Here is a 21907-nt window from a genome sequence, read left to right on the forward strand (position 1 = left end):
TATGTAGATATTATTGAAATACCACCTACCCCCCCACCGCCCCCCCCCCCCCCCCCTCCCCCCCCCCCCCCCCCCCCCCCCCCCCCCCCCCCCCCCCCCCCCCCCCCCCCCCCCCCCCCCCCCGCGGGCCAGCGGTCACCCGCCTCCGGTCGCCGCCTGCTGGGCCTGCTGGTAGGCCGTCACGGCCTCCTGCAGGTCGGCCAGCGCCTGCCCCTGGGCGGCGAAGTCACCGGACCGCTGGGCGGTAGCCAACGCCTCGAGCGCGGCGTTGATGTCCTGGACGGCCTGCTCCATGTCCGGCGTGGCCGGCAGACCGTCCGTGCCGTCCGGCGGGATCGGCACGTCGGTGGGATCGGCCGGCTGCTCCACGCCGGGGTTGTCCTCCCCCTGCTCCGCCTCGGTCGGCACCCCGTCGGCGTCGGACGCGACCACCCCTGCGCCGTCGCCGAACACCTGGTCCAGCGCCTCGGAGAGGGTGTTGGCGTAGCCGATGCGGTCACCGAAGTTGACCAGCACCCGCTGCAGCAGCGGGAAGCCGCCCTCCCCGGTGCTCTCCACGTAGAGCGGCTCCACGTAGAGCAACCCGGCGTCACCGATCGGCAGCGTCAGCAGGTTGCCGAACACGGCAGCGGAGTTCTGGCTGTCGAACAGCGTGAGGTCGGGCCGCACCTGGTTGTTCGTGATGAACGCGTTCTGCACCTGCCCGGGACCCCGGAACGGAGTGTTGCCGGGTAGCTGCAGCACCTGGAGTGCGCCGTAGGTCTCCGGCGCACTCGACGCCGAGACGAACGCCGACAGGTTCTCCCGTTGGAAGGCGTTCAGCGCACTGGTCAGCTGGAACGTCGCCTCGTCGTCACCTGGTCGCTGGGCCAGGATGTAGTACGGCGGCTGGTTCTCCTCGATGTTCCGCGTCGGGTCGTCGGGGATCTGCCACCGGTCGCTGCCCTCGTAGAAGGCGATCGGGTCATCGACGTGGTAGCGGGTCAGGATGTCCCGCTGCACCTTGAACAGGTCCTCCGGGTACCGGACGTGGCTGATCAGTTCGTCGCTCATCTCGCTCCTCGGCTCGACCACGCCGGGGAACGCCTTCATGAAGGTCTGGAGGACCGGGTCCTCCTCCTCCCAGGCGTACAGCGTCACCGTGCCGTCGTAGGCGTCGACGGTGGCCTTCACCGAGTTGCGGATGTAGTTCACCGTCTCGTTCGGCAGCGCGGTCGTCCCGGTGCCGGTGAGCGCGTCCGCCACCGCCTCGCCGAGCTGCATCTGCTCGGAGTAGGGATAGGAGTCCGACGTCGTGTAGGCGTCGAGGATCCAGGTCACCCGGCCGTCGATCACCGCGGGGTACGGGTCGCCGTCGACCTCCAGGAAGGGCGCCGCCTTCTCCACGCGTTCGCGCGGGTCCCGGACGTAGAGGACCTTCGACTCCTCGTTCACCGCGCTGGAGAGCAGGAAGTTGCGCTCGCGGTAGTAGATCGCGTACGTCAGCTGCCGGAAGAAGCTGCCGACCGAGACACCGCCCTCGCCGTCGTAGGTGTTGTTGATCTGCCGATCCTCGGATCCGCCCTCCGGCAGGTCGAACTCCCGCGGCGCGCTGCCCTCCGGAGCCCCGACCACCGAGTAGTCCTGGATCAGCTCGCCGTAGTAGATCCGGCTCTGCTCGACCGGGATGTTCCCCCGGGTCGGCAGGTCGCCGGTGGTGAAGTTCGGCTCGCCGCCCTCGGAGCCGGCCACGACCTCGTTCGCCGGAGCGGCGACGAAGCCGTGCCCATGGGTGTAGACGGTGTGCCGGTTGATCCAGGTGCTCTGGTTCTCCGACAGCCCGGCGCTGTCCAGCTCGCGCACCGCCACGACGTAGTCCCCGGTCTCGCCGTCGATGGTGTAGCGGTCGATGTCGAGCTTCTCGGGGAAGCCGTACACGTTCCGGATCTGCTGGCGGGCCGTGAACGTGTCGGTCAGGACGTTCGGGTCGAGCAGCCGGGCGTTCGGGATGGTCTCGGTGTCGTTCCGCAGCTCGGCCAGCGCGACGTCGGGGTCCACCTCGTTGCCGGTGGTCTCCTGCGCGTACTGGACGTAGTCGATGTCGTCGAGACCGTAGGCCTCCCGGGTCGACTGGATGGCCCGCTCGATGTAGTCGGCTTCCTTCTCGTTGGCGCTCGGGTTGACGACGAACTGCTGGACGATCGCCGGGTAGGCCACGCCGATGACCAGGCTGGAGACCAGGAGCAGCACGAGGGCCGCGGCCGGCAGCAGGAAGTTGCGGACGACGATGTTGGCGAAGAACGCCAGGGCACACACGGCCGCCACGAAGACCAGGATCGTCTTGGGCGTCAGCAGCGCGTTGACGTCGGTGTAGCTGGCACCGGTGAAGACGCCACCGCGGTTGGAGTAGACCAGCCCGTAGCGGTCCAGCCAGTAGGCGACGGCCTTGAGGGCGAGGAAGAAGCCCAGCAGCACCGACAGCTGCACCCGCGCCGCGGCGGTCAGCTTCTGCCCGGGCGTCTGCAGCCGCAGCCCGCCGAACACGTACTGCGTCAGCAGCGAGCCGATGAGCGCCAGGATGACGATCGCGAACCCGAAACCGAGCAGCAGCCGGTAGAAGGGGTAGTCGAAGACGAAGAACGACAGGTCGATGCCGAACTGCGGGTCGGTCCGGCCGAAGTCGGTGCTGTTGCGGAACGACAGCCACGTCTCCCAGCTGCTCTGCGCGGTGAACCCCGCGAACAGGCCGAGGACGACGGCGATGCCGGTCAGCACGAGGCCGCGCCGCGGCTCCAGCGACTGGCGGTAGCGCTCCAGGTTCTGCTGCTCGAGCGACATCGGCCGGAAGGTGGGCCGGAACCGGTAGGCCAGGTACACGGCCAGCGCGGTGAGCCCGCCGGTCGCCACGCCGGCGACGGCGAACAGCAGCACGCGTGACTGCAGCTCGGTCCAGAAGACCTCGGTGTACCCGGTCTCGTCGAACCACAGGTAGTCGACGTAGACGTTGGTGAGGGTGCCGACGGCGGTGAACAGCACCAGCAGCACGGCGATGGCACCGATGACCAGCTTCGCGCGCCGGGACAGCGTCGGCACCGGCACGGGGGGCCGCATGGCCACGAGCGGTCTCCTTCACTTGCAGGCGTGGTCTCTCGGCCACGCGACGATCGACCGTGGGGTCGGGTGGTGCGGCGCCGGGCGGACCCGGCCCCCAGGACAACGCACCGGACGGCGCGGGGTTCCCGGTGGGGGCGCGTCGGCGCCGTGTGAGCTCGGGTCAGCAGCTCTCCGGTGTCCGGCCGGCGCGCACGTCGGCAAGGGCCGCCAGCGCGTCGTCGAGGGTGGCGACCCGGGCCAGTGGGACGCCGGTGTCGGGAGCGGCCAGCGCCTCGGCGCAGTTGTCGGCGGGGACCAGGAACAGCTCGGCGCCGATGTCGCGGGCGGACACCATCTTCAGCGGGACACCGCCGATCGGTCCCACGTTCCCCGCCAGGTCGATCGTCCCGGTGCCGGCTATGACCGCGCCGCCGGTCAGATCCTCCTCGCCCACCAGGTCCAGGATGCCGAGGGTGAGCATGAGCCCGGCCGACGGGCCGCCGACATCGGCCACCTGGATGTCCACGTCGAACGGCGCGGACGGCTGGTCGAGCACGCTGACGCCCAGCCGCGAGCCCTCCCGCTCCTCGGCCGCCTGGGTGGTGACCGTCGCGGTACCCGGCTCGCCCAGCCGCGTGTAGCCGACCGTGACCGGCGTCCCGGGCGGGATGCCGGCGAGGACGTCGGTCAGGACCTCCGAGTCGGGCACCGGCTGCCCGTCGACCGACTCGATCGCGTCGCCCTCCTCGAGCAGCCCCTGCGACGGCGAGCCTTCGGGGACCTCCCGCACGACCACCTTCTGCGGGTAGCCGAGCTCGCCCAGGGCGACGCTCTCGGCCGCCTGCTCCGAGGTGAGGAAGGCCTGGCGGTTGACCTGCCGGGTCTCCTCCTCGGTGCGGTCGGGCGGGTAGACGGACTCCTCGGGGACGACGCTGACCTCGTCGTCGAACCAGCCGCGCACGGCCTGCACGAGGCTCAGCCCGCCACGGCTGACCCCGACGGTGGTGAGGGTGAGGTCGCCCTCGACCTCGTTGCGCTCCCTGCCCTCCACGGCGATGATCGGCTCGCCGTCGACCTCCCCGAGCGTGTCGAACGTCGGGCCGGGGACCTGTGCCACGTAGGGCACCGGCACGCTCGTGCCGAGCACGCCGAACAGCAGCAGGAGAACGGCGCCGACACTGAGGACGGCGATCCGACGGGTCACGACCGGCGAGCTTAGGGCCCCGTCGCCGGGGCGCGTCGCGAGCCCGCGGCAGCGGGGCCGGTGGGAGCCCTCCGGCCGTCCCCCACCGCGCGCCGGCGGGGCGCCCGCGCGACCTGGTGCGCTCCTGGCGAACGCGATCCCGCCCCACGGCCGAAGATCACGCGTCTACCGTGGACGCATGAGCGACCACCCGTTCGGCTTCGGCCTGCCCGACCGCGACCCCGAGCGCCGGGAGCCCGGCAAGGGCGGTGACCAGGGCGGCGACCCGTTCGGCCTCGGCGCCCTCTTCGGCGGCATGGCCGGCGGCGGGTCGCCCGAGGACGTGCTCGGCAAGATGCCGCTGTTCGCCGAGCTGCAGAAGCTCATGAACTGGTCGGGGGGCCCGGTCAACTGGGACCTGGCCCGGCAAGGGGCGATCAGCCAGCTGGCGGCCGGGCACCAGCCGTCGTCGGAGCAGGAGCGCTCCGCGACCGCCGAGGCGCTCCGGCTGGCCGACCTGTGGCTCGACCAGGTGACCGAGCTGCCGTCGGGGATCGAGCGCACCGCCGCGTGGTCGCGGGTGGAGTGGGTCGAGCAGACCCAGCCGGCGTGGGCTGCGCTCATCGATCCGCTGGCCGAGCGCGTGGTGGCGGCGATGACCAGCGCGTTGCCGCAGGAGGCGGCCATGTCCTTCGGGCCGGTCGCCGGGATCATGGGCCGCATGGGCGGGCTGATGTTCGGCGCCCAGGTGGGGCAGGCCCTCGGCACGCTCGCCGGCGAGGTGCTCACCAGCACCGACGTCGGGCTGCCGCTGGCGCCGGCCGGCACCGGCGTGCTCGTGCCGCAGAACCTGGCCACGTTCGCCGAGGGGCTCGACCGCCCGGCCGACGAGGTCCGGCTCTTCGTGGCGCTGCGCGAGGCGGCCTCCCAGCGGCTGTTCGCCCACGTCCCCTGGCTGCGCCAGCAGCTCCAGGACGCCGTGCACGCCTACGCCCGCGGCATCACCATCGACCGCGAGGCGATCGAGCGGGGCATCAACGAGGCGATGTCCGGCGGCATGGGCGCGGGGCTGGACCCCAGCGACCCGGAGAGCATCCAGCGCCTCCTCGGCAGCGGCGTGCTCGAGCCCGAGGAGACGCCCGAGCAGCAGATGGCGCTGCGCCGTCTCGAGACGCTCCTGGCCCTGGTCGAGGGCTGGGTGGACACCGTGGTCGCCGCCGCGGCGGGCGACCGGCTGCCCGGGCACGACGCTCTCGCCGAGACGATGCGCCGCCGACGGGCCTCCGGTGGGCCGGCGGAGCAGACCTTCGCCACCCTGGTCGGGCTGCAGCTGCGTCCCCGCCGGCTGCGCGACGCGGCCACGGTCTGGGGCGCCATGGGGCAGCAGCACGGCAGCGCGGAGCGGGACCGGCTGTGGTCGCACCCGGACCTCCTGCCGACCTCGGAGGACCTGGACGAGCCGCTGGACTTCGTCGCCCGTCAGGGCCTCGACGACGAGCTCGCCGCGCTGACCGCCGACGACGCGGAGCGGGCTCCGGACCGCGCGTCCGACGCCGAAGGGAGCTCCGACACCGAGAGGGGCTCCGACCCCGAGGAGGGCGAGGACCGGCGCGAGCCGGGCGGCCAGGGGTAGCCGGCTCAGCCGTCGACGTCGAGCGGCGGCTCGGCTCCCGCCGCGCCTGCGGTAGCCGCCAGCTCGACGCCCTCCAGGAAGCCGCGGGCGCGCTCCGCGCGGGGGTACCGGGCGACGAGCGCCCAGAAGCGCTCGTCGTGACCCGGCTCGAGCAGGTGCACCAGCTCGTGCACCAGCACGTAGTCGACGACGTACTCCGGCATGGAGCGCAACCGGCTCGACAGGCGGATGGTGCGGTCGGCCGGGGTGCAGGACCCCCAGCGCCGGTGCTGGTTGTCCACCCAGCGCACGCTCGCCGGTTCGGCGAGGCCGTCGAGGTGCGCCGCCGACAGCGCCCGCGCCCGCGCCAGGAGCTCGGCGTCACCACCGAGGGAGCGCTTGCGGCGCTCCTCGCGCGTGCGGAGCTTGGCGACCATCTGGGCGACCCAGCGCTGCTCCTCGGCCGGGCTGAAGGCCGCCGGGATGAGCACCACGGTCCGGCCCATCTCCCGGTAGGCGGTCACCGTGCGCCGCCGACGGCTGCTGCGCCGGACCTCCACGACGTCGCCGTCCCCCGGTCCAGGCAGGGCGCTCGCGTCAGGGGGCGTTCGGGGCACGGGAAGACCGTAGGACACCGCCTCGGCGTGGCGCCTGCGCGGAGACACCCGCTCGGGTGCAGGTCGCACGGACGGTGGACATCGCCGCCGCTCCAGCCGGTGACCACGGTGGCCGGACGCGGGCGTCCACACCCGTACGGGGACGTCTGTGCTGGTCGGCGGGGCGGCGGGAGTCACCGCGGGCGATCCGTCCCCGGCCCCTCCCTCGGTTCCGCACAGGGACACGCCATGCCGTCCCCATGGCATCCACAGCGTCGTCCACAGCTGTGGGGAAGGGAGGGCCCCCGACCGCCGGGGAACTCGCCGCCGGGCGGCCGCCGACGGGGATGGCGACCACCGGGCACGGGTAGCGTGCTCGCCCAACGGTGCCCGGCGTGCGAGCCGCGGCACCCCGGAGACGAGGAGATCCCGTGGCGGAGAGCTACAACGGCTATTGCGTGAAGTGCAAGGAGAAGCGCGACTTCGACGGTGAGGTCAAGGTCAGCGAGTCCGGCCGCCGGATGGCGCAGGGCACCTGCCCCGTCTGCGGCACCAAGATGAACCGGATCCTCGGCAAGGCCTAGAAGGACCACCCTCCTCCCCGCACCTCTCAGGCTCGGCGCGGGCCCCTGGAGGGTGGCCGTTCCAGGCAGTTGCGGTCGGCGGCGTTCCGGGAAGGGGCGCCGCCGTCGTCGTCCTTTCCGGCCCTGTGGATGACGAGCGCGCCGCCGCCGCGCAGCTGCCACCCTGCCGGGGTGAGCGACAACGCCCATCCCCTCCTCCCGGCGGCGACGCCGCTGCTCGTCGGTGACGACGAGGGCGTCCAGATCGGCGGGGTCGACTCCACCGACGGGCTGCTCCTCCACCCGGCCGCGGGGCTCGCTCCGCTGCTCCGCGCGCTCGACGGGCGTCGATCGCGGCGGGTCGTCCGGGCCGAGGCCGCCCGCGCGGGCCTGGCGCCCGGCCTCGTGGACGCAGCCCTCGACGCGCTCACCTCGGCGGGCCTGGTGCGGCAGCTGGACCCGGCCGATCTGCTCGCGATCGGTCCCGGTCCGGCCGCCGCCGCCCGCGCGGCGGTCGAGCTGCCGGCGGCCGGCTCCACCCCGGGAACGGCCGGCTGGCGGACCAGGCGGCGAGCCACCGTGGTGGTCGAGGGTGCGACACGTGTGGGCACCCCGCTGGCCGCTGTCCTGGCCGCGAGCGGGATCGGCCGCGTCGTGGTGCGGGACGCGGGCGTGGTCACCGCCGCAGACGCGATGGTCGGCGGCCTGACCGCCGCCGACGAGGGGCGACCCCGCGCCGTCGCGGCGGCGGACGCCGTCCGCCGGGCCAGCCCGCAGACCGATCTCGGGCCCCTCCCGGCGGGGCTGCGGCCCGACGTCGTCGTCCTCACCCGCCCCTGGGACGCATCGGACCCCCTGGTCCCCGCCGTGCCGGGACCGCACCTGGTGGCCACGGTGCGCGGTGAGACGGGCGTCGTCGGGCCGCTGGTGATCCCGGGTGCCACCAGCTGCCTGCGCTGCGGCGACCTCCACCGGCGCGACGCCGATCCGCGCTGGCCCCGGTTGGCGGCCCAGCTGACCGCCGCGGAGCCGCCCGCCAGCGGGGCCACGCTCACCTGCCTGCTGACCGCGCTGCTGGCGGCCGGTCAGGTGCTCGCCTGCGTCGACGGACGCGGTGCACCGGTCACCCTGGACGCCACCGTGGAGCTGCGCCCACCCGACCTGCTGCCCCGCCTGCGCCGATGGCCGCCGCACCCGTCCTGCGGCTGCGGCGCGGCGGCGGGCGGGGAGACCGACTCCACGGACGGCGAGGGACGCCCTCCCGGCGGGATCCCGGTTCGTCGGGCGACAATGGCCGCTGAGCGAGCTCACGGGCTCACCGGACACGACACGGCGCCGCTCCGACCGGACGCCGGCGAGGAGGACGTGTGAGTGACGAGCGACCGGCCATGCCCCGGGGGTCGGTCGCGCGGACCGCGCGCCTGGCCTCCCTCCCCCTGGGCGCCGCGGGCCGCGCGACCATGGGCCTGGGCAGGCGTCTGTCGGGGCAGTCCGCGGACACGGTGAACGCCGAGCTGCAGCAGCGCACCGCCGAGCAGCTGTTCGCGGTGCTGGGGCAGCTCAAGGGCGGCGCCATGAAGCTGGGCCAGACCCTGTCGGTGTTCGAGGCGGCGGTGCCCGAGGAGATGGCCGCGCCGTACCGCGAGGCCCTCACCAAGCTGCAGGAGGAGGCGCCGCCGATGCCCGTGCGGACCGTGCACGCGGTCCTCGCGCAGCAGCTGGGCGGCTCGTGGCGCCAGCGCTTCGCCGACTTCGACGACGCCCCGGCCGCGGCGGCGAGCATCGGCCAGGTGCACCGGGCCACGTGGCGGGACGGCCGCGACGTGGCGGTGAAGATCCAGTACCCGGGCGCGGCGACGGCGCTGATGAGCGACCTGAACCAGCTGGCCCGGTTCGCCCGGCTGTTCGCCGCCGTCTTCCCCGGGCTGGACGTGAAGCCGCTGATCGCCGAGCTGAAGGCGCGCGTGGTGGAAGAGCTGGACTACGGCCTGGAGGCCGACGCGCAGCGGGCGTTCGCCGCCGCCTACGCCGGGGACGCCGACATCGCGGTCCCGCGGGTGGTGGCCAGCGCACCCAAGGTCATCGTCTCCGAGTGGCTCGAGGGCACGCCGCTGTCCCGGGTCATCACCTCGGGGAACCGTGAGGAGCGGGACCGCGCCGGCCGGCTGCTGGCGACGCTGCACTTCTCCGCGCCGCAGCGCGCCGGGCTGCTGCACGCCGACCCGCACCCGGGCAACTTCCGGCTCGTGCCCGACGGCCGCCTCGGGGTCATCGACTTCGGGGCCATCGCCCGGCTCCCCGACGGCCACCCCGAGCCGATCGGGCGGCTGCTGCGCTGGGCCCTGGCCGGCCGTGCGGCGGAGGTGCTGGCCGATCTGCGCGCGGAGGGCTTCGTGCGGCCGGGGGTGCACGTCGACCCCGAGGCGGTGCTCGACTACCTGCTCCCCCTCCTGGAGCCCATCGCCGGGCGGCACTTCCACTTCACCCGCGCCTGGATGCAGGAGCAGGCCACGCGGATCGCCGATCCGCGGACGGAGGCCAACCGGCTGGGCAGGCAGTTGAACCTGCCACCGGCGTACCTGCTGATCCACCGGGTCTCGATCGGATCGATCGGGGTGCTCTGCCAGCTGGATGCCGCGGCCGACTGGCGGGCCGTCCTCGAGGAGTGGCTCCCCGGCTTCGCCGACTGAGACCCCCGACCGACGCGGGGGGACGGTTTCCGGACCGCACCGCCGGCCCTACGGCACCGGGACGGCTCGTGGTGGCGGTGCGGTCCGGAGGACCGCCGGCGCCGTCCCGAGGCTCACCCCGAGCGTGCGAGGGGTGAGGAGGACGGCAGCCCCGTCCCGAGGCTCACCCCGAGCGTGCGAGGGGTGAGCAGGACGGCGGCCCCGTCCCGAGGCTCACCCCGAGCGTGCGAGGGGTGAGCAGGACGGCGGCCCCGTCCCGAGGCTCACCCCGAGCGTGCGAGGGGTGAGGAGGACGGGGTCCTTCTAGTAGACGGCGGCGCTGGCGCGGGCGGCCCGGCGGACCGCGCGCTCGGCGCGACGGGCGGCCCGCCGTGCCAGGTAGAGACGACGGGCGCGCGAGACGGCCATCGCCTCGGCCTGCAGCTCGGTCATGCGGCTGCGGGCCATCTCGTGCTCGAGCATGTACATGGCTGATTCCTCTGATCGGCTCCCCCACGGGAGCACGGAACTGCTGGTGGTGTGGTTACCGGACCCGGATGACCGCGGGCTCACGCCGCGACGACCTTCCGGGGTCGGCCACGTGGCCGCTTGCGGGCGATCACGGCGCCCCGGTCGAAGATCTCGCCGCCCCAGACGCCCCACGGCTCGGCGCGCGAGAGCGCGCCGGCCAGGCACGCCTCCCGGACCGGGCAGTCGCCGCAGAAGCTCTTGGCGAGCTCCAGCTGTGCCGGGCTCTCGGCGAACCACAGCTCGGGGTCCTCCACCCGGCACGGCAGGGGGCGCCGGACCGGGGCGGGGGGCAGGGACGGACGGGGTCGCCGCGGGACGGGGCCTCCGGTCCGGGAGAGCCCGGGCCGGCGGTGGGACGTCGGGCGGTCGATCGTCTGCTGCACTGCCGCTCCTCCTCGTACTCGTCGGGTACGGCCGGCGGGGGCCCGCCGACCGAAGTCGGGGCCGGGCGCCGCGGAGGAAAGAAAAAGGCCGCGGATCCCGGGGTTCGGGTTCCGCGGCCTCGAGGAGGTCCGGTGAGCGGCTAGCTCAACGGTCTCCCGGGGGAACGGATCCCGAGGGTGGTGCCGTCGTTCGTGGGCAGGTAGGTGGGCGCGAAGGGGCGCTCGACAGCGCGGAGCGACTTCGGGCGCCGGTCGAGGGCGGCGGCCGCGAACGGCGTGCCGACGGCCCACTCGCCGCCGGCGCAGCCGGCGGAGGACAGACCAGTGCCCTCGTGCTGAGCGGCGGGACCAGCCATGACCAGGCCCCCCGTACGCGTGTCGATGCCGCCCAGGCCGAGGAGGTCGGCGGAGGCAGCGGTGATCGAAGTGATGATGGTCATCGGGATGCCCCCTCCTTCCTCTCTCCGCGCCCGGCCGGTCGGCCGGGCGCGCTACGGGGCGCAGCTCGTGTGGAACGGGACACTATGACCGCCCGGATTCCGGGTCAATCGAATTAACGACGAGTCCTCCGGACGGTGTCCCCACCGGTCTCGGAACCGCCTGCCGTCGCCCTCGGCGACCGCTCCCTCACCGCCTCAGCCGGTGACGGTGGCCAGCACGTCCTCGCCGTAGAGCTCCAGCTTCCGGGCGCCGATCCCGGGCAACCCGGACAGCTCGCGGAGGCTGGCCGGCCGGCTCTCCGCAATGGCCTGCAGGGTGGCGTCGGAGAAGACGACGTAGGCCGGCACCGAGGCTGACTGGGCCGCCTGGCTGCGCCAGGCGCGCAGCCGCTCGAACAGCTCCCCGGCCTCGCCCTCCAGGACCACCTTGGGGCGCTTGGCGGGGCGCCGGGCCGGGGGCGCGGTCGGCCCGGAGCCCGGCGCCAGCCCCTCGAGGAACCGGCTCCGCGGCCGGGAGCGCCGGCCGCCCGGGTTGCGGGCCAGCGACCAGGACAGGGTCAGCTGCTCGCGGGCGCGGGTGACCGCCACGTACAGCAGCCGGCGCTCCTCCTCCACCGCCACCGGACGGCTCAGCGACTGGGCGATCGGCAGCACGCCGTCGACCAGTCCGACGACGAAGACGACGTCCCACTCCAGGCCCTTGGCGGCGTGCATCGAGGCGAGGGTGACGCCCTGGACGGTCGGTGCGTGCTGGGCGTCGGCCCGCTCGGCGAGGTGGGTGACGAAGCCGGCGAGGTCGAGCGAGGGGTTCTCGGCGACCAGGTCGACGGCGAGGTCGACCAGCGCGGCGAGGGACTGCCAGCGGTCGCGCGCCGCGCCCCCGGCCGGCGGGCGGTGCTCCACCCAGCCGGTGGAGGCCAGCACGTCGCGGACGGCGGGCACGAGCATGCCCGGCTCGTTGCCCCCGGCGGCCGCCCCGCGCAGCAGCAGCACCGCCTCCCGGACCTCGGGCCGCTCGAAGAAGCGCTCCCCGCCCTTGAGGACGTAGGGCACGCCCGCGTCGGCGAGCGCGGACTCGTACACCTGGGACTGCGCGTTGATCCGGAACAGCACGGCGATCTCGGCGGCGGGCGTGCCGTCGTCGATGAGGGCCTTGCAGCGCGCCGCGACCGCCGCCGCCTCGGCCGGCTCGTCGGGGTGCTCGACGAACGTCGGCTCCGGGCCCTGCGGCCGCTGGCCGAGCAGGCGAAGCCCGGGCAGGCCCTTGCGCGGAGGCGCCTGGCCGATCAGCCGGTTGGCCAGCCCGACGACCTGCGGGGTCGACCGGTAGTCGCGCTCGAGCTTGACCACGGCCGCGTCGGGATACCGGTCGGCGAAGCCGAGCAGGTAGTCGGGGTCGGCGCCGGTGAAGGAGTAGATGGTCTGGTTCGGGTCGCCGACCACGCAGATCTCGGCCCGCCCTCCGAGCCAGGCGTCGAGCAGCCGCTGCTGCAGCGGGTTGACGTCCTGGTACTCGTCGACGACGAAGTGCCGGTACTGGCCCCGGACCTGGCGGGCGACGTCCGGGTGCTCCTCGAGCGCGTAGGCGGTGACCAGCAGCAGGTCCTCGAAGTCGAGGGCGCCGTCGCGCTGCTTGGCCTGCTCATAGCTGGCGTAGACGGCGGCGACGGCGGCGGGCTCGAACGGGGCCTCGCGGCCGGCCGCCTGCGCGCGGGCCGGGTAGTCCTCCGGCGTCGCCAGCGTGGTCTTGGCCCACTCGATCTCGCTCGCGAGGTCCCGCAGGCTCGTCCGGTCGGTGGTGAGCCGGTTGCGCGTAGCGGCGGAGGCCACCACCCGCAGCTTGTTCTCGATCAGCCCGGGCATCGGGCCGCCGAGCACCCGGGGGGCGAAGTACCTCAGCTGCCGCATCGCCGCGGCGTGGAAGGTGCGCGCCTGCACCCCGCCCACGTCGAGGGCGGCCAGGCGGGCGCGCAGCTCACCCGCCGCCCGCGCGGTGAAGGTGACCGCGAGCACCTGCTCGGGGACGTAGGTGCCGGTGTGCACGCCGTAGGCGATCCGGTGGGTGATCGTGCGCGTCTTCCCGGTGCCGGCACCGGCGAGGATGCAGACCGGCCCCGACACCGCCTGCGCCGCCGCACGCTGCTCGTCGTCGAGGCCGTCGAGCACGGCCTCCGCGTCCGCGTGCGCCATCGCCGGCGTCCCTCCCCGTTCCTCACCCGACTCGTACCCGGGAGCCGACGGCCCCCGGCGACGATCCTCCCAGCCGGCAGCGACGGACGGCGGGAAGGATCCCCAGGAGCACCACGTTGGGACCCACGCACCACCGCCACCCCGCCACGGGGCTGGACCGACCCGGCACGAACAGGGAGACTCCCCGCGATGACCACGACCCCCGGCGCTGCCGTCACGATGTACACCACCACGTGGTGCGGCTACTGCGTGCGGTTGAAGAAGCTGATGCAGCGCGAGGGCATCGAGTTCGCCGAGGTGGACATCGAGACCGATCCCCAGGCGGCGGACCTGGTCATGCAGGCCAACGGCGGCAACCGGACGGTGCCCACGCTGGTCTTCTCCGACGGCACCGCGTTGACCAACCCGAGCATCGACGCGGTGAAGGCCCAGCTCGGACAGCTACCGGAGGCGTGAGCACCCGTGGTCCCCGGCCCCAGGCCCTCCGACGAACTCGACGGGCACGTGTCCCCCGATGCGCCGCCCCGCCCCGAGGTCTCGGCCGTCCCTGGGGCCGGTGACCGGCCGCGGGTCGCCCTGACCAGGTCGGGGCGCGGGTGGGTGGTCGTCCCGCTCGACGGCGATCCGGTCGGCGGTGACCCCGTCGACGACCTCGTCGAGGGGATGACCCTGGCCGACCTGGTGGCCGACGAGATGGGCGGTCTGCCCGAGCCCGACCGCTCCGCCCGGCGCTCGGCCCGCGGCCCGGTGACGCCACCCGGTGACGCCGACCCGGTCGACGTGCGGATCGCTGCCCTGCAGCGCACCGTCGCCCAGCTCGAGCACGCGCTCGCCGCCCGGGTGTCCACGGAGCGGGCGATCGGGGTGCTGGCCGAACGGCAGGGCGCCAGCCCGCGGACGGTGTTCGAGGGGCTGCGCCGGGAGGCGCGCACGCAGGGCCGTCCCGTGGTCGAGCTCGCCCGCGAGGTCCTCGCGAGCCTGGCGCCCGATGCCGTCGCCCCCGCCGGTGGACCGGGAGGCACCGCGTCGTCCGCGCCTGCGCCGGTGCCCCCGCCGCCGCCGCGCGTCGAGCCGGTGCGGCCCGACGCCGTGACCACTGCGGACGGCCGCTCCTGACCCGACCGGAGCCGCTGTCCCCCGGCGCCCTCGCCGACCGCCTGGCCGAGCTGCTGGCGGAGCTCCCCGCCGAGCCGGGCGCCACCGCGCTGCGCGTGGCCGTCGACGGCCCCGAGCTGGCGGAGCCGGAGGACCTGGCGCGCTCGATCGCCGATCGCCTGCCGACGCTGGGCCGGGCCGCCGTCGTCGTCCTCGCCACCGGGTTCTACCGGCCGGCGTCGCTGCGGCTGGAGCACGGGCGCACCGATCCCGACGCCCGCTACACCGACTGGCTGGACGCCGGCGCGCTCGCCCGCGAGGTGCTGGGTCCGGTCGGGCCGGGGGGCTCCGGGGAGTACCTGCCGGTCCTGTGGGACCTGGAGCGCGACCGGGCCGCCCGGGCGCCGCGCCGTCCGGCACCCGCCGGCGGCGTGCTGCTGGTGGCGGGCGCCCTGCTGCAGGGGGTCGGCCTGGCCTTCGACGTCGTGGTGCACCTGCGGGTGACGCCCGCCGCGCGGCGACGCAGGACCCCGTCGGAGGCGGCCTGGGCGCTCCCGGCCTTCGACCGCTACGACGACGAGGTCGATCCCGTGGCGCTGGCCGACGCCGTGGTGCTGGCCGACCACGCCGACCGCCCCGCGCTCGTGCTCGGCGGTCGCTGGGGTGCCTAGAGCTCGCCGCGCAGCCAGCGGTCGAGGATGTGCCGGGCGATGGAGATCGACGGCGGCACCGCCAGCTGCCCGCCGGGCGCCCGGAGCTCGTCGCGGGTGAACCAGCGGGCCTCCTCGATCTCGTGCGGATCGAGCCGGAGGTCCTGGTCGCCGTCGGCGCGGGCCACGAACCCGAGCATGAGCGACTGCGGGAACGGCCAGGGCTGGCTGGCGACGTAGCGGACGTCGCTGACGCGGAGCCCGACCTCCTCCTCGACCTCGCGGGCGACGGCCGCCTCGGCGGACTCCCCCGGCTCGACGAAGCCGGCGAGGATGGAGAACCGGCCCGGCGGCCAGGTCGCCTGCCGGCCGAGCACCACGCGGTCGCCGCCGTCGTGGACGAGCATGATCACCGCGGGGTCGACCCGCGGGAAGAACTCGGTCCCGGTGGTGGGGTCGCGCTGCGTCCAGCCGGCCCGCTCGACCGTCGTCGGGGCGCCGGTGAGCGGGCTGAACCGGTGCCGTTCGTGCCACTCCAGGATGCCGACGGCCTCCGCCAGCAGGCCGGCGTCCAGGTCGCCGAGCTCCGCACCGACGTCGCGCAGCCCGGCCCAGCGGTCGACCGGCCGGCCGTTGACGGTCAGCGCCCGTTCCCCGCGCACCGCCGCGTACGGGACGCCGTCGGCCTCGCCGAGGAAGACCGCGCCCGCCGGCAGCTCCGGCCGCTCGTCCCAGACCAGGCGGGGGCCGTCGGGGCCTTCGGCCACCGGCACCGTCCGGGCGGCGTCGACGGTGAGCACCCGCACCGGCCGGCCGCCGGTGGGGTCGGGCAGCACCCGGGCGAGGTGCGCCCGGTCGTGCGCGACCCGGGACAGCAGGGGGCCGTCGCCGCCGCCGGCGGTCACGCCTGCTCGCCGCCCCCGGTGACGGTGACCGGCGCCAGGGCGCCCAGCTCGGCGGCCACGCGGTCCGCGTCGCCCACGACGACGGCGGTGAGCGCCTCGGGCGCCAGGTAGCGCGCGGCCGCGGCCTGCACCTGCTCCACGGTGACCTCGGTGAGGTCGCGCTGGTGGGTGCTCAGCCAGTCCGCCGGCAGCCCCACGCCGAGCAGCGCCGACAGCGTGCTGGCCAGGCCGGCGTGGGTGGAAGTGGACAGCGCCATGCTGCCGAGGACGTAGCGGCGGGCGGCGTCCAGCTCCGCCTCGGTCACCGGGGTCAGCGCCATCCGCCCGAGCTCGTAGAGCGTCTCGAGCAGGGCCGGCCCGGTCACCTCGGTGGCCACGTCGGCCTCGACCAGGAACGACGACGCCGCGCGCTGGTGGTCGATGGCGCTGCGCGGGCTGTAGCTGTAACCGCGCCGCTCGCGGATGTTCTCCACCAGCCGGGAGGAGAAGTACCCGCCGTAGACCATCGCCGCCAGCCGTGCCGCCGGGAGGTCGGGGTCGGTCCGGCTGGGGGCCGGGCCGCCCAGCCGCAGGTTCGACTGCACCGCGCCGGACCGGTGCACGAGCTGGATGCCGTGCGCCGGCTGCTCGGCGACCGGCGGGGTCTCCACCGCCTTGCCGCTGCCGGTCCACGCCTCGAGCGCCGCGGCGGCGGTGTCGGTCGCGGCCGCGGGGTCCAGGTCGCCGACGAGGACGAGGGTGCTGCCCGCGGGCAGGACCCGCTCGCGGTGCAGCCGCCGCAGCGCCGGGGCGCGGACGGCGGAGACCAGCTCGGCGTCGGGCAGCTGGATGGCGTACGGGTGGGTGCCGTACCGGCGGGCGGCCAGCGCCGAGCGGGCGATCATGCCCGGCTGCGTGCGGGCGATCGCGATCCGCTCGGCCAGCCGGTCCCGCTCGCCGTCCACCCGGCCGGCCGGGTAGCTGGCGCCGGTGAGCAGCTCGGCGAGCAGCTCGAGGACGGGGCCGAGACCGCCGGGCAGCAGGGTGGTGCCGAAGATGAGCCGGTCGGCGTCGGTGCTCACCGACAGCTCGGCGCCGTGGCTCTGCAGCAGCTGGGCGACCTCGGCCTGGTCGTGCCGCTGCGTCCCGAGCAGCACCGCCCCGGAGAGGACGGCGCCGCGCGCCGCGTGCACGCCGGCGTTGCGGGTGTTGGGCGCGGCGAACGGCACCCGCAGCCGGAGCTCGACCAGGGGCACCCCGGGGCGCGGGACCACGACGACCCGGAGCCCGTTGGGCAGCGTGGTCTCCTCGGCCACCGGCGCCGGCTGCGGGCGCGGCTCGCCCAGCGGCGGGATCAGCGAGACCTGCTCGGGTGCGGTCATCGGGTACCTCCAGCAGGTCGCAGCTCCAGCACCGCGGCGGTGCCCGGATCGAGCCCGCGGGCGGCTCCCTGCACCGCCTCGGGGGTCACCGCCGCGAGGCGGGCGGCGAGCTCGCCGGCGAGCTCCGCGCGCCCGTGGACGAGCTCGGCCGCGGCGAAGGCGAGGGTGCGCCCGAGCACCGAGTCGGCCTGCTGGAGCAGCTGCGCCTCGATGCGGGCCTGCACCCGGCGCAGCTCGTCCGCGTCGACGCCCTCGTCGGCGATGCGCGCCACCTCCTCGTGCACGGCGGCCATCACGCGCTCGGCCGGCACGGCGGCCGGGTGGTGCACCTGCGTGGTGAGCAGGGTCGCGTCGCGGACGTCGAAGGGGTCGCCGAACAGGCCCACGTAGCTGCTCTGCGCGATGGCGATCCGGTCGTCGTGGACCAGCCGGCGCTCCAGCCGGGAGGCGTCGCCCTCGCTGAGCACCTCGGCCAGCAGCACGCTGCCCAGGTAGGTGTCGAAGTCACCGACCGGGTCGGGCACCCGCCAGCCCAGGGCGAGCGCGGGCGCCGGCGCCAGGGGGTCCTCGATCACCGCGGAGCGCACCGTCGTGGGGGACGGCTCCCCGGTGGCCGGCAAGGGCGGGACGTGCCGGCCGGGGATGGGGCCGAACCAGCGGCGGACCAGCTCCTCGGTCGCGGCGACGTCGAGGTCGCCGCCGATGCACAGCACGGCGTTGCCCGGCGCGTAGTACTTCTCGAAGAAGTCGGTGGCGTCGGCGACCGTGGAGGACTCCAGGTCGACGAAGGAGCCATAGCCGTCATGGGTGTTGGCGAAGGTCTCGAAGGCGACCTGCGGCAGCTGCAGCCACGGGAAGGCGCCGTAGGGGCGGTTGAGCACGTTGACCCGGATCTCCTCCTTCACCACGTCGATCTGGTTCCGGAGGTTCTCCTCGGTGATCGCCGGCGCCGCCATGCGGTCGGCCTCGAGGAAGAGGGCGCGCTCGAGCGCCTCGGCGGGCAGCGCCTGGAAGTAGTTCGTGTAGTCCTGGTGGGTGGACCCGTTGAACGTGCCACCGGCGGCCTGCACCAGCCGCGCGTGCTCCATCTTCGCGACGTTGGCCGACCCCTGGAACATCATGTGCTCGAAGAGGTGGGCGAAGCCGGTGCGCCCCTCGGGTTCGTTGCGCATCCCGACGTCGTAGTAGACGCTCACCGCCACCACCGGCACGCTGCGGTCGGGGGCGAGGACCACCCGCAGGCCGTTGTCCAGCGTGAACCGTTCGATCGGGTGCCGCAGGGTCAGTTCGGTACCAGCCGCAGTCACGCGCCCGACCCTACGACGACGTCACCCTCCGGGTGACACCGCGGCCAGTTGCCGTCCCCATCCCTGGTGAGCCCCTGCTGCCGCGTCCCTCCTCCGGAACCCTCCGGGCTCCGCTCGTCGGTCGCCCGCACAGCTCGTCACTCCAACACCTCGACGGCGCCGAGGACCCGGTCGATGACGCCGTACAGCTCGGCGTGGGTGTTGGGGATGGAGACGTAGAGCAGCGCCGGGGCCGGCCGGCCGACGTCGATCAGCAGCAGCGCCGCCCGCTCCCCCGAGGCGTCGTAGCCCTCGACGTCCCACGCCAGCTGGAACTCGACGAGGTGGGCGGCACGCCCGTCGACGGTCCGGGGCTCGTCGCGCCGGATCTCGATCGTGTTCGGCCACGGGTAGTAGTTGGCGCGGACGCTGGCGGCCAGCGTCGTCACCGTGCTCTGCAGGGTCGAGGGACCCGCCCACCCGTATCCGTCGGCCACCGGCCCGGAGGTGCACTGGGAGATGAAGATCCCGCCGTCGGGCGTGGCTTCCTGCGTCGTGAAGTACTGCCCGGCGGTCGTGGTCGTCTCCAGCTGCCGGCCCAGGTCGAACTCCCGCCAGCCCTCGCCCAGGTACGGGTAGGAGATGCCGGCGGCCTCGTCGATGATCCGTACCGTGCCCGGCGGGAACGCCTGGCCGGGTGCCGGCGCGGGGGCCGCACCGGGCTGCTGCGCGGGAGCGGCGGTGGTGCCGCCGTCCCCGCCCGAGCCCAGCGACAGCACGGTGACGACGGCGGCCACGAGGAGCACCAGGACGGCGCCCGCGGCGACCCATCGCCGGATCCGCGACCGGGCCCCGGCGGGGGCGACGGGCGCCGCAGGGGCCACCGGCTCCGGGGGCCGCGGAGCCGCGGTCCGCGCGGCGGCCCGGTGCACCTCGACCCCGGGGCCGGCGGGCATCATGACGTCGGACCACGCGCTGCCGCTCCACCAGCGCACCATGCCGGGGGCGCCACCCGGGTCCGGATACCAGCCCGGCGCCGCTTCCTGGCCCACTCCGGTCACGGGCTCAGCGTAAGGGCGTGGCCCGCGGCGGCACCGTCGCCCGCGCCGTCGAAGGAGGCCGCCGTGCACCCCGCCGGAACCGCGCCCGACCCGGCGGTCGTGGCCCGGCTGCGGGCCGTCGGCTGCGTCTTCGCCGAGGAGGAGACGGCCCTGCTCGTATCCGCGGCCGGCGACGCCGCCGACCTGGCGCGGCTGGTCGAGCGACGGGTGGCGGGGACGCCCCTGGAGGTGCTGCTGGGCTGGGCGGAGTTCTGCGGGCTGCGGATCACCGTCGCGCCGGGGGTCTTCGTCCCGCGCCGCCGGACCGAGCTGGTGGTCCGCGCGGCCCTGCCGTTCGCCCGCCCGGGCGCCGTCGTCGTCGACCTGTGCTGCGGTACGGGAGCGGTCGGCGCCGCGCTCGCGGCGGCCGTGCCGGGCATCCAGCTGCACGCGGCCGACCTCGACCCCGCCGCCGCGGCCTGCGCCCGGGACAACCTTCCCGGGGTGCCCGTGCACGAAGGCGACCTGTTCGACGCGCTGCCGGCGGGGCTCCGCGGCCGGGTCGCCGTCCTCACCGCGAACGTGCCCTACGTGCCGACCGGCGCCCTCGGGCTCCTCCCGCCGGAGGCCCGCGACCACGAACCGCGGACCGCCCTCGACGGCGGCGCGGACGGGCTGGCGCTCGCCCGCCGGGTCGCGGCCCGGGCGGCGGAGTGGCTGGCGCCGGGTGGGACGCTGCTGTTCGAGTGCGGCGAGGGGCAGGCGCAGGCGGCGGTCGACGTCGTCACCCGCGGCGGCCTGCTGCCCCGGCTGGTGACCGACGAGGACCTCGGCGCGACCGTCGTCGTCGGCACGCTCCCGGACGACCTCCCGGAAACGCGGTGACGGCGTTCCCGCGGGAATGCCGTCAGGTCCTCAGCGCCGCGGCGCCGCGGCCAGCTCCCGCCACAGGTGCGCCGCCGCCTCCGCGCCGCGGTACAGCATCGGCAGCAGCACCCGCTCGTTCGGCGAGTGGATGCGGTCGGTGGGCAGGCCCGCGCCGAGGAACAGCAGCGGCGCACCGAGCGCCTCGACGATCGCCGCCTCGGGGCCGCTGCCTCCCTCGCGGGTGAAGAGCACGTCGGCCGGATCGCGGTCGAAGGCCTGACCGATGGCGGTCAGCAGCGCGTCCATGTACGGGGAGTCCAGGTCGCTCGCGCACGGGGCGACGCCGCCCGGCGGCGTGTGCACCTCGGCCTCGATGCCGGCCGGGACGTTGGCCGCCACCCAGGCGCGCAGTCGCGGGCCGACGTCCTCCGGCCGCTGGTCGGAGACGAGCCGGAAGGTCACCTTGGCGTGCGCCTCGGCCGGGATGATCGTCTTGTGGCCGGGGCCGGTGTACCCGCCCCACATGCCGTTGACCTCCGCGGTCGGGCGGGCGCCGGTGCGCTCCAGGGTGCTGAAGCCGGCCTCGCCGTAGGTCGCGCGCGAGGCGGCCGGGCCGGCCAGCCAGGCCTGCTCGTCGAAGGGCACCCGGCCCATCAGCTCGCGCTCGCGGTCCGACAGCGGCCGCACCTCGTCGTAGAAGCCGGGGATGGTCACCCGGCCCTGGTCGTCGTGCAGCTTCGCGATCAGCTCGGCCATGGCGTGCAACGGGTTGGGCACGGCGCCGCCGAACGACCCGGAGTGCAGGTCCACCGCCGGGCCGCGCAGGGTGATCTCGGCGTCGGCCAGCCCGCGCATCGCGGTCACGGCACTGGGCACGTCGGGTGCGGCCATGCCGGTGTCGCTGACGACGACGACGTCGCAGGCGAGCCGGTCGGCCTTCTCCCGGAGCAGGGCCTCGAAGTGCGGGGACCCGGACTCCTCCTCGCCCTCGATCAGCAGCTTCACCGTGACGGCGGGGGTGTCGCGGCCGGTCGCCGCCAGGTGGGCGCGGATGCCGAGCAGGTGGAAGGCGACGTTGCCCTTGTCGTCGATGGCCCCGCGGGCGTGCAGCTCGGGGCCGTCGGGGCCCTCGACCCGGGTGGGCTCGAACGGCGGGTGCTCCCAGAGCTCCAGCGGGTCGACCGGCTGCACGTCGTGGTGGCCGTAGACCAGGGCGACCGGCGCACCGGTGTCAGCGCTGGGCCACTCGGCGAAGACGGCCGGCGCGCCGGCGGTCGGCCAGATCTCGACGGTCGGGAAGCCGACCCGGCGCAGCGCGTCGGCCAGCCAGGTGGCGCTCGCGGCGACGTCGCGGGAGTGCGCGGGGTCGGCCGAGATGGACGGGATGCGCAGCCAGGCGTCGAGGTCTGCGTGCAGGTCGTCGAGGTGGTCGAGGACGAAGTCACGTTCGGCGCTGGTCACGGC

20 protein-coding genes are annotated in these 21907 nt (G+C 75.1%); 8 read left to right on the forward strand and 12 right to left on the reverse strand.

Annotated features, from left to right (window positions below; genetic code table 11):
- Positions 1-135: 135 nt before the first annotated feature.
- Positions 136-3090 (reverse strand): UPF0182 family membrane protein, encoded by a 2955-nt coding sequence (locus ACI799_RS20045; protein ID WP_456589958.1) that lies wholly within the window; start codon positions 3088-3090, stop codon positions 136-138.
- Between the two features lie 163 nt (positions 3091-3253).
- A complete protein-coding gene (locus ACI799_RS20050) occupies positions 3254-4276 on the reverse strand; it encodes a YlbL family protein (protein WP_456597127.1) in 1023 nt (340 codons plus the stop codon).
- A 178-nt stretch (positions 4277-4454) separates the two neighbouring features.
- Between ACI799_RS20050 and ACI799_RS20055 the strand changes: the two genes are divergently transcribed.
- Positions 4455-5888, forward strand: coding sequence for a zinc-dependent metalloprotease (locus ACI799_RS20055; protein WP_456589873.1), 1434 nt, complete (start codon positions 4455-4457; stop codon positions 5886-5888).
- A gap of 5 nt (positions 5889-5893) precedes the next feature.
- Here ACI799_RS20055 and ACI799_RS20060 read toward each other — a convergent pair whose 3' ends face one another.
- Complete coding sequence (locus tag ACI799_RS20060) at positions 5894-6484, reverse strand: M48 metallopeptidase family protein (RefSeq protein ID WP_456589874.1); 591 nt, start codon at positions 6482-6484, stop codon at positions 5894-5896.
- A gap of 437 nt (positions 6485-6921) precedes the next feature.
- Here ACI799_RS20060 and ACI799_RS20065 point away from each other — a divergent pair, with 437 nt between their 5' ends.
- The 3 genes from ACI799_RS20065 (at position 6922) to ACI799_RS20075 (ending at position 9716) form a co-directional block, all read left to right on the forward strand.
- The gene (locus ACI799_RS20065) at positions 6922-7047 is read left to right on the forward strand and encodes a DUF5679 domain-containing protein (RefSeq protein ID WP_456613777.1); all 126 of its coding nucleotides are present in this window, start codon (positions 6922-6924) and stop codon (positions 7045-7047) included.
- Positions 7048-7218: 171 nt separating this feature from the next.
- Positions 7219-8397: a ThiF family adenylyltransferase gene (locus ACI799_RS20070; protein ID WP_456589875.1), complete on the forward strand. Its 1179-nt coding sequence runs from the start codon at positions 7219-7221 to the stop codon at positions 8395-8397.
- The gene (locus tag ACI799_RS20075) at positions 8394-9716 is read left to right on the forward strand and encodes an ABC1 kinase family protein (protein ID WP_456613778.1); all 1323 of its coding nucleotides are present in this window, start codon (positions 8394-8396) and stop codon (positions 9714-9716) included. The genes ACI799_RS20070 and ACI799_RS20075 overlap by 4 nt, the downstream gene beginning before the upstream one ends.
- Positions 9717-10019: 303 nt before the next feature.
- On the opposite strand, the gene ACI799_RS20080 is transcribed toward ACI799_RS20075, so the two are convergent.
- The 4 genes from ACI799_RS20080 to ACI799_RS20095 all read right to left on the reverse strand — a co-directional run bounded on the left by ACI799_RS20080 (position 10020) and on the right by ACI799_RS20095 (position 13239).
- A complete protein-coding gene (locus ACI799_RS20080; RefSeq protein ID WP_456594748.1) occupies positions 10020-10184 on the reverse strand; it encodes a hypothetical protein in 165 nt (54 codons plus the stop codon).
- 80 nt (positions 10185-10264) lie between these two features.
- Complete coding sequence (locus tag ACI799_RS20085) at positions 10265-10480, reverse strand: WhiB family transcriptional regulator (protein ID WP_456589878.1); 216 nt, start codon at positions 10478-10480, stop codon at positions 10265-10267.
- Positions 10481-10749: 269 nt separating this feature from the next.
- Complete coding sequence (locus ACI799_RS20090; RefSeq protein ID WP_456589879.1) at positions 10750-11049, reverse strand: hypothetical protein; 300 nt, start codon at positions 11047-11049, stop codon at positions 10750-10752.
- 195 nt (positions 11050-11244) lie between these two features.
- Entirely contained in the window at positions 11245-13239 is a 1995-nt protein-coding gene (locus ACI799_RS20095) for an ATP-dependent helicase (protein ID WP_456589880.1), read from the reverse strand.
- A 189-nt stretch (positions 13240-13428) separates the two neighbouring features.
- Between ACI799_RS20095 and ACI799_RS20100 the strand changes: the two genes are divergently transcribed.
- The 3 genes from ACI799_RS20100 to ACI799_RS20110 all read left to right on the forward strand — a co-directional run bounded on the left by ACI799_RS20100 (position 13429) and on the right by ACI799_RS20110 (position 15005).
- Positions 13429-13695, forward strand: a complete 267-nt coding sequence (locus tag ACI799_RS20100; RefSeq protein ID WP_456589881.1) for a mycoredoxin — start codon at positions 13429-13431, stop codon at positions 13693-13695.
- Between the two features lie 144 nt (positions 13696-13839).
- The gene (locus tag ACI799_RS20105) at positions 13840-14355 is read left to right on the forward strand and encodes an ANTAR domain-containing protein (RefSeq protein ID WP_456613779.1); all 516 of its coding nucleotides are present in this window, start codon (positions 13840-13842) and stop codon (positions 14353-14355) included.
- Between the two features lie 95 nt (positions 14356-14450).
- Complete coding sequence (locus tag ACI799_RS20110; protein WP_456613780.1) at positions 14451-15005, forward strand: uridine kinase; 555 nt, start codon at positions 14451-14453, stop codon at positions 15003-15005.
- On the opposite strand, the gene nudC is transcribed toward ACI799_RS20110, so the two are convergent.
- The 4 genes from nudC to ACI799_RS20130 form a co-directional block, all read right to left on the reverse strand.
- Entirely contained in the window at positions 15002-15889 is an 888-nt protein-coding gene (nudC, locus tag ACI799_RS20115; RefSeq protein ID WP_456589884.1) for an NAD(+) diphosphatase, read from the reverse strand. The two genes, ACI799_RS20110 and nudC, sit on opposite strands and share 4 nt — an antisense overlap.
- Complete coding sequence (locus ACI799_RS20120) at positions 15886-17250, reverse strand: M16 family metallopeptidase (RefSeq protein ID WP_456589885.1); 1365 nt, start codon at positions 17248-17250, stop codon at positions 15886-15888. The genes nudC and ACI799_RS20120 overlap by 4 nt, the downstream gene beginning before the upstream one ends.
- Positions 17247-18557 carry a M16 family metallopeptidase gene (locus ACI799_RS20125; RefSeq protein WP_456589886.1) on the reverse strand — a complete coding sequence of 437 codons (1311 nt, stop codon included), beginning with the start codon at positions 18555-18557 and terminating at the stop codon, positions 17247-17249. The genes ACI799_RS20120 and ACI799_RS20125 overlap by 4 nt, the downstream gene beginning before the upstream one ends.
- Before the next feature lie 137 nt (positions 18558-18694).
- On the reverse strand, positions 18695-19597 hold the full coding sequence (locus ACI799_RS20130; RefSeq protein ID WP_456589887.1) for a DUF2510 domain-containing protein: 903 nt from the start codon (positions 19595-19597) through the stop codon (positions 18695-18697).
- Positions 19598-19660: 63 nt separating this feature from the next.
- On the opposite strand from ACI799_RS20130, the gene ACI799_RS20135 reads away from it, so the two are divergent.
- A complete protein-coding gene (locus tag ACI799_RS20135) occupies positions 19661-20461 on the forward strand; it encodes a putative protein N(5)-glutamine methyltransferase (RefSeq protein ID WP_456599912.1) in 801 nt (266 codons plus the stop codon).
- A gap of 30 nt (positions 20462-20491) precedes the next feature.
- On the opposite strand, the gene ACI799_RS20140 is transcribed toward ACI799_RS20135, so the two are convergent.
- Positions 20492-21904, reverse strand: a complete 1413-nt coding sequence (locus ACI799_RS20140; RefSeq protein ID WP_456589889.1) for a M20/M25/M40 family metallo-hydrolase — start codon at positions 21902-21904, stop codon at positions 20492-20494.
- Positions 21905-21907 lie beyond the last annotated feature (3 nt).

Source organism: Blastococcus sp. SYSU DS0753 (assembly GCF_054051175.1).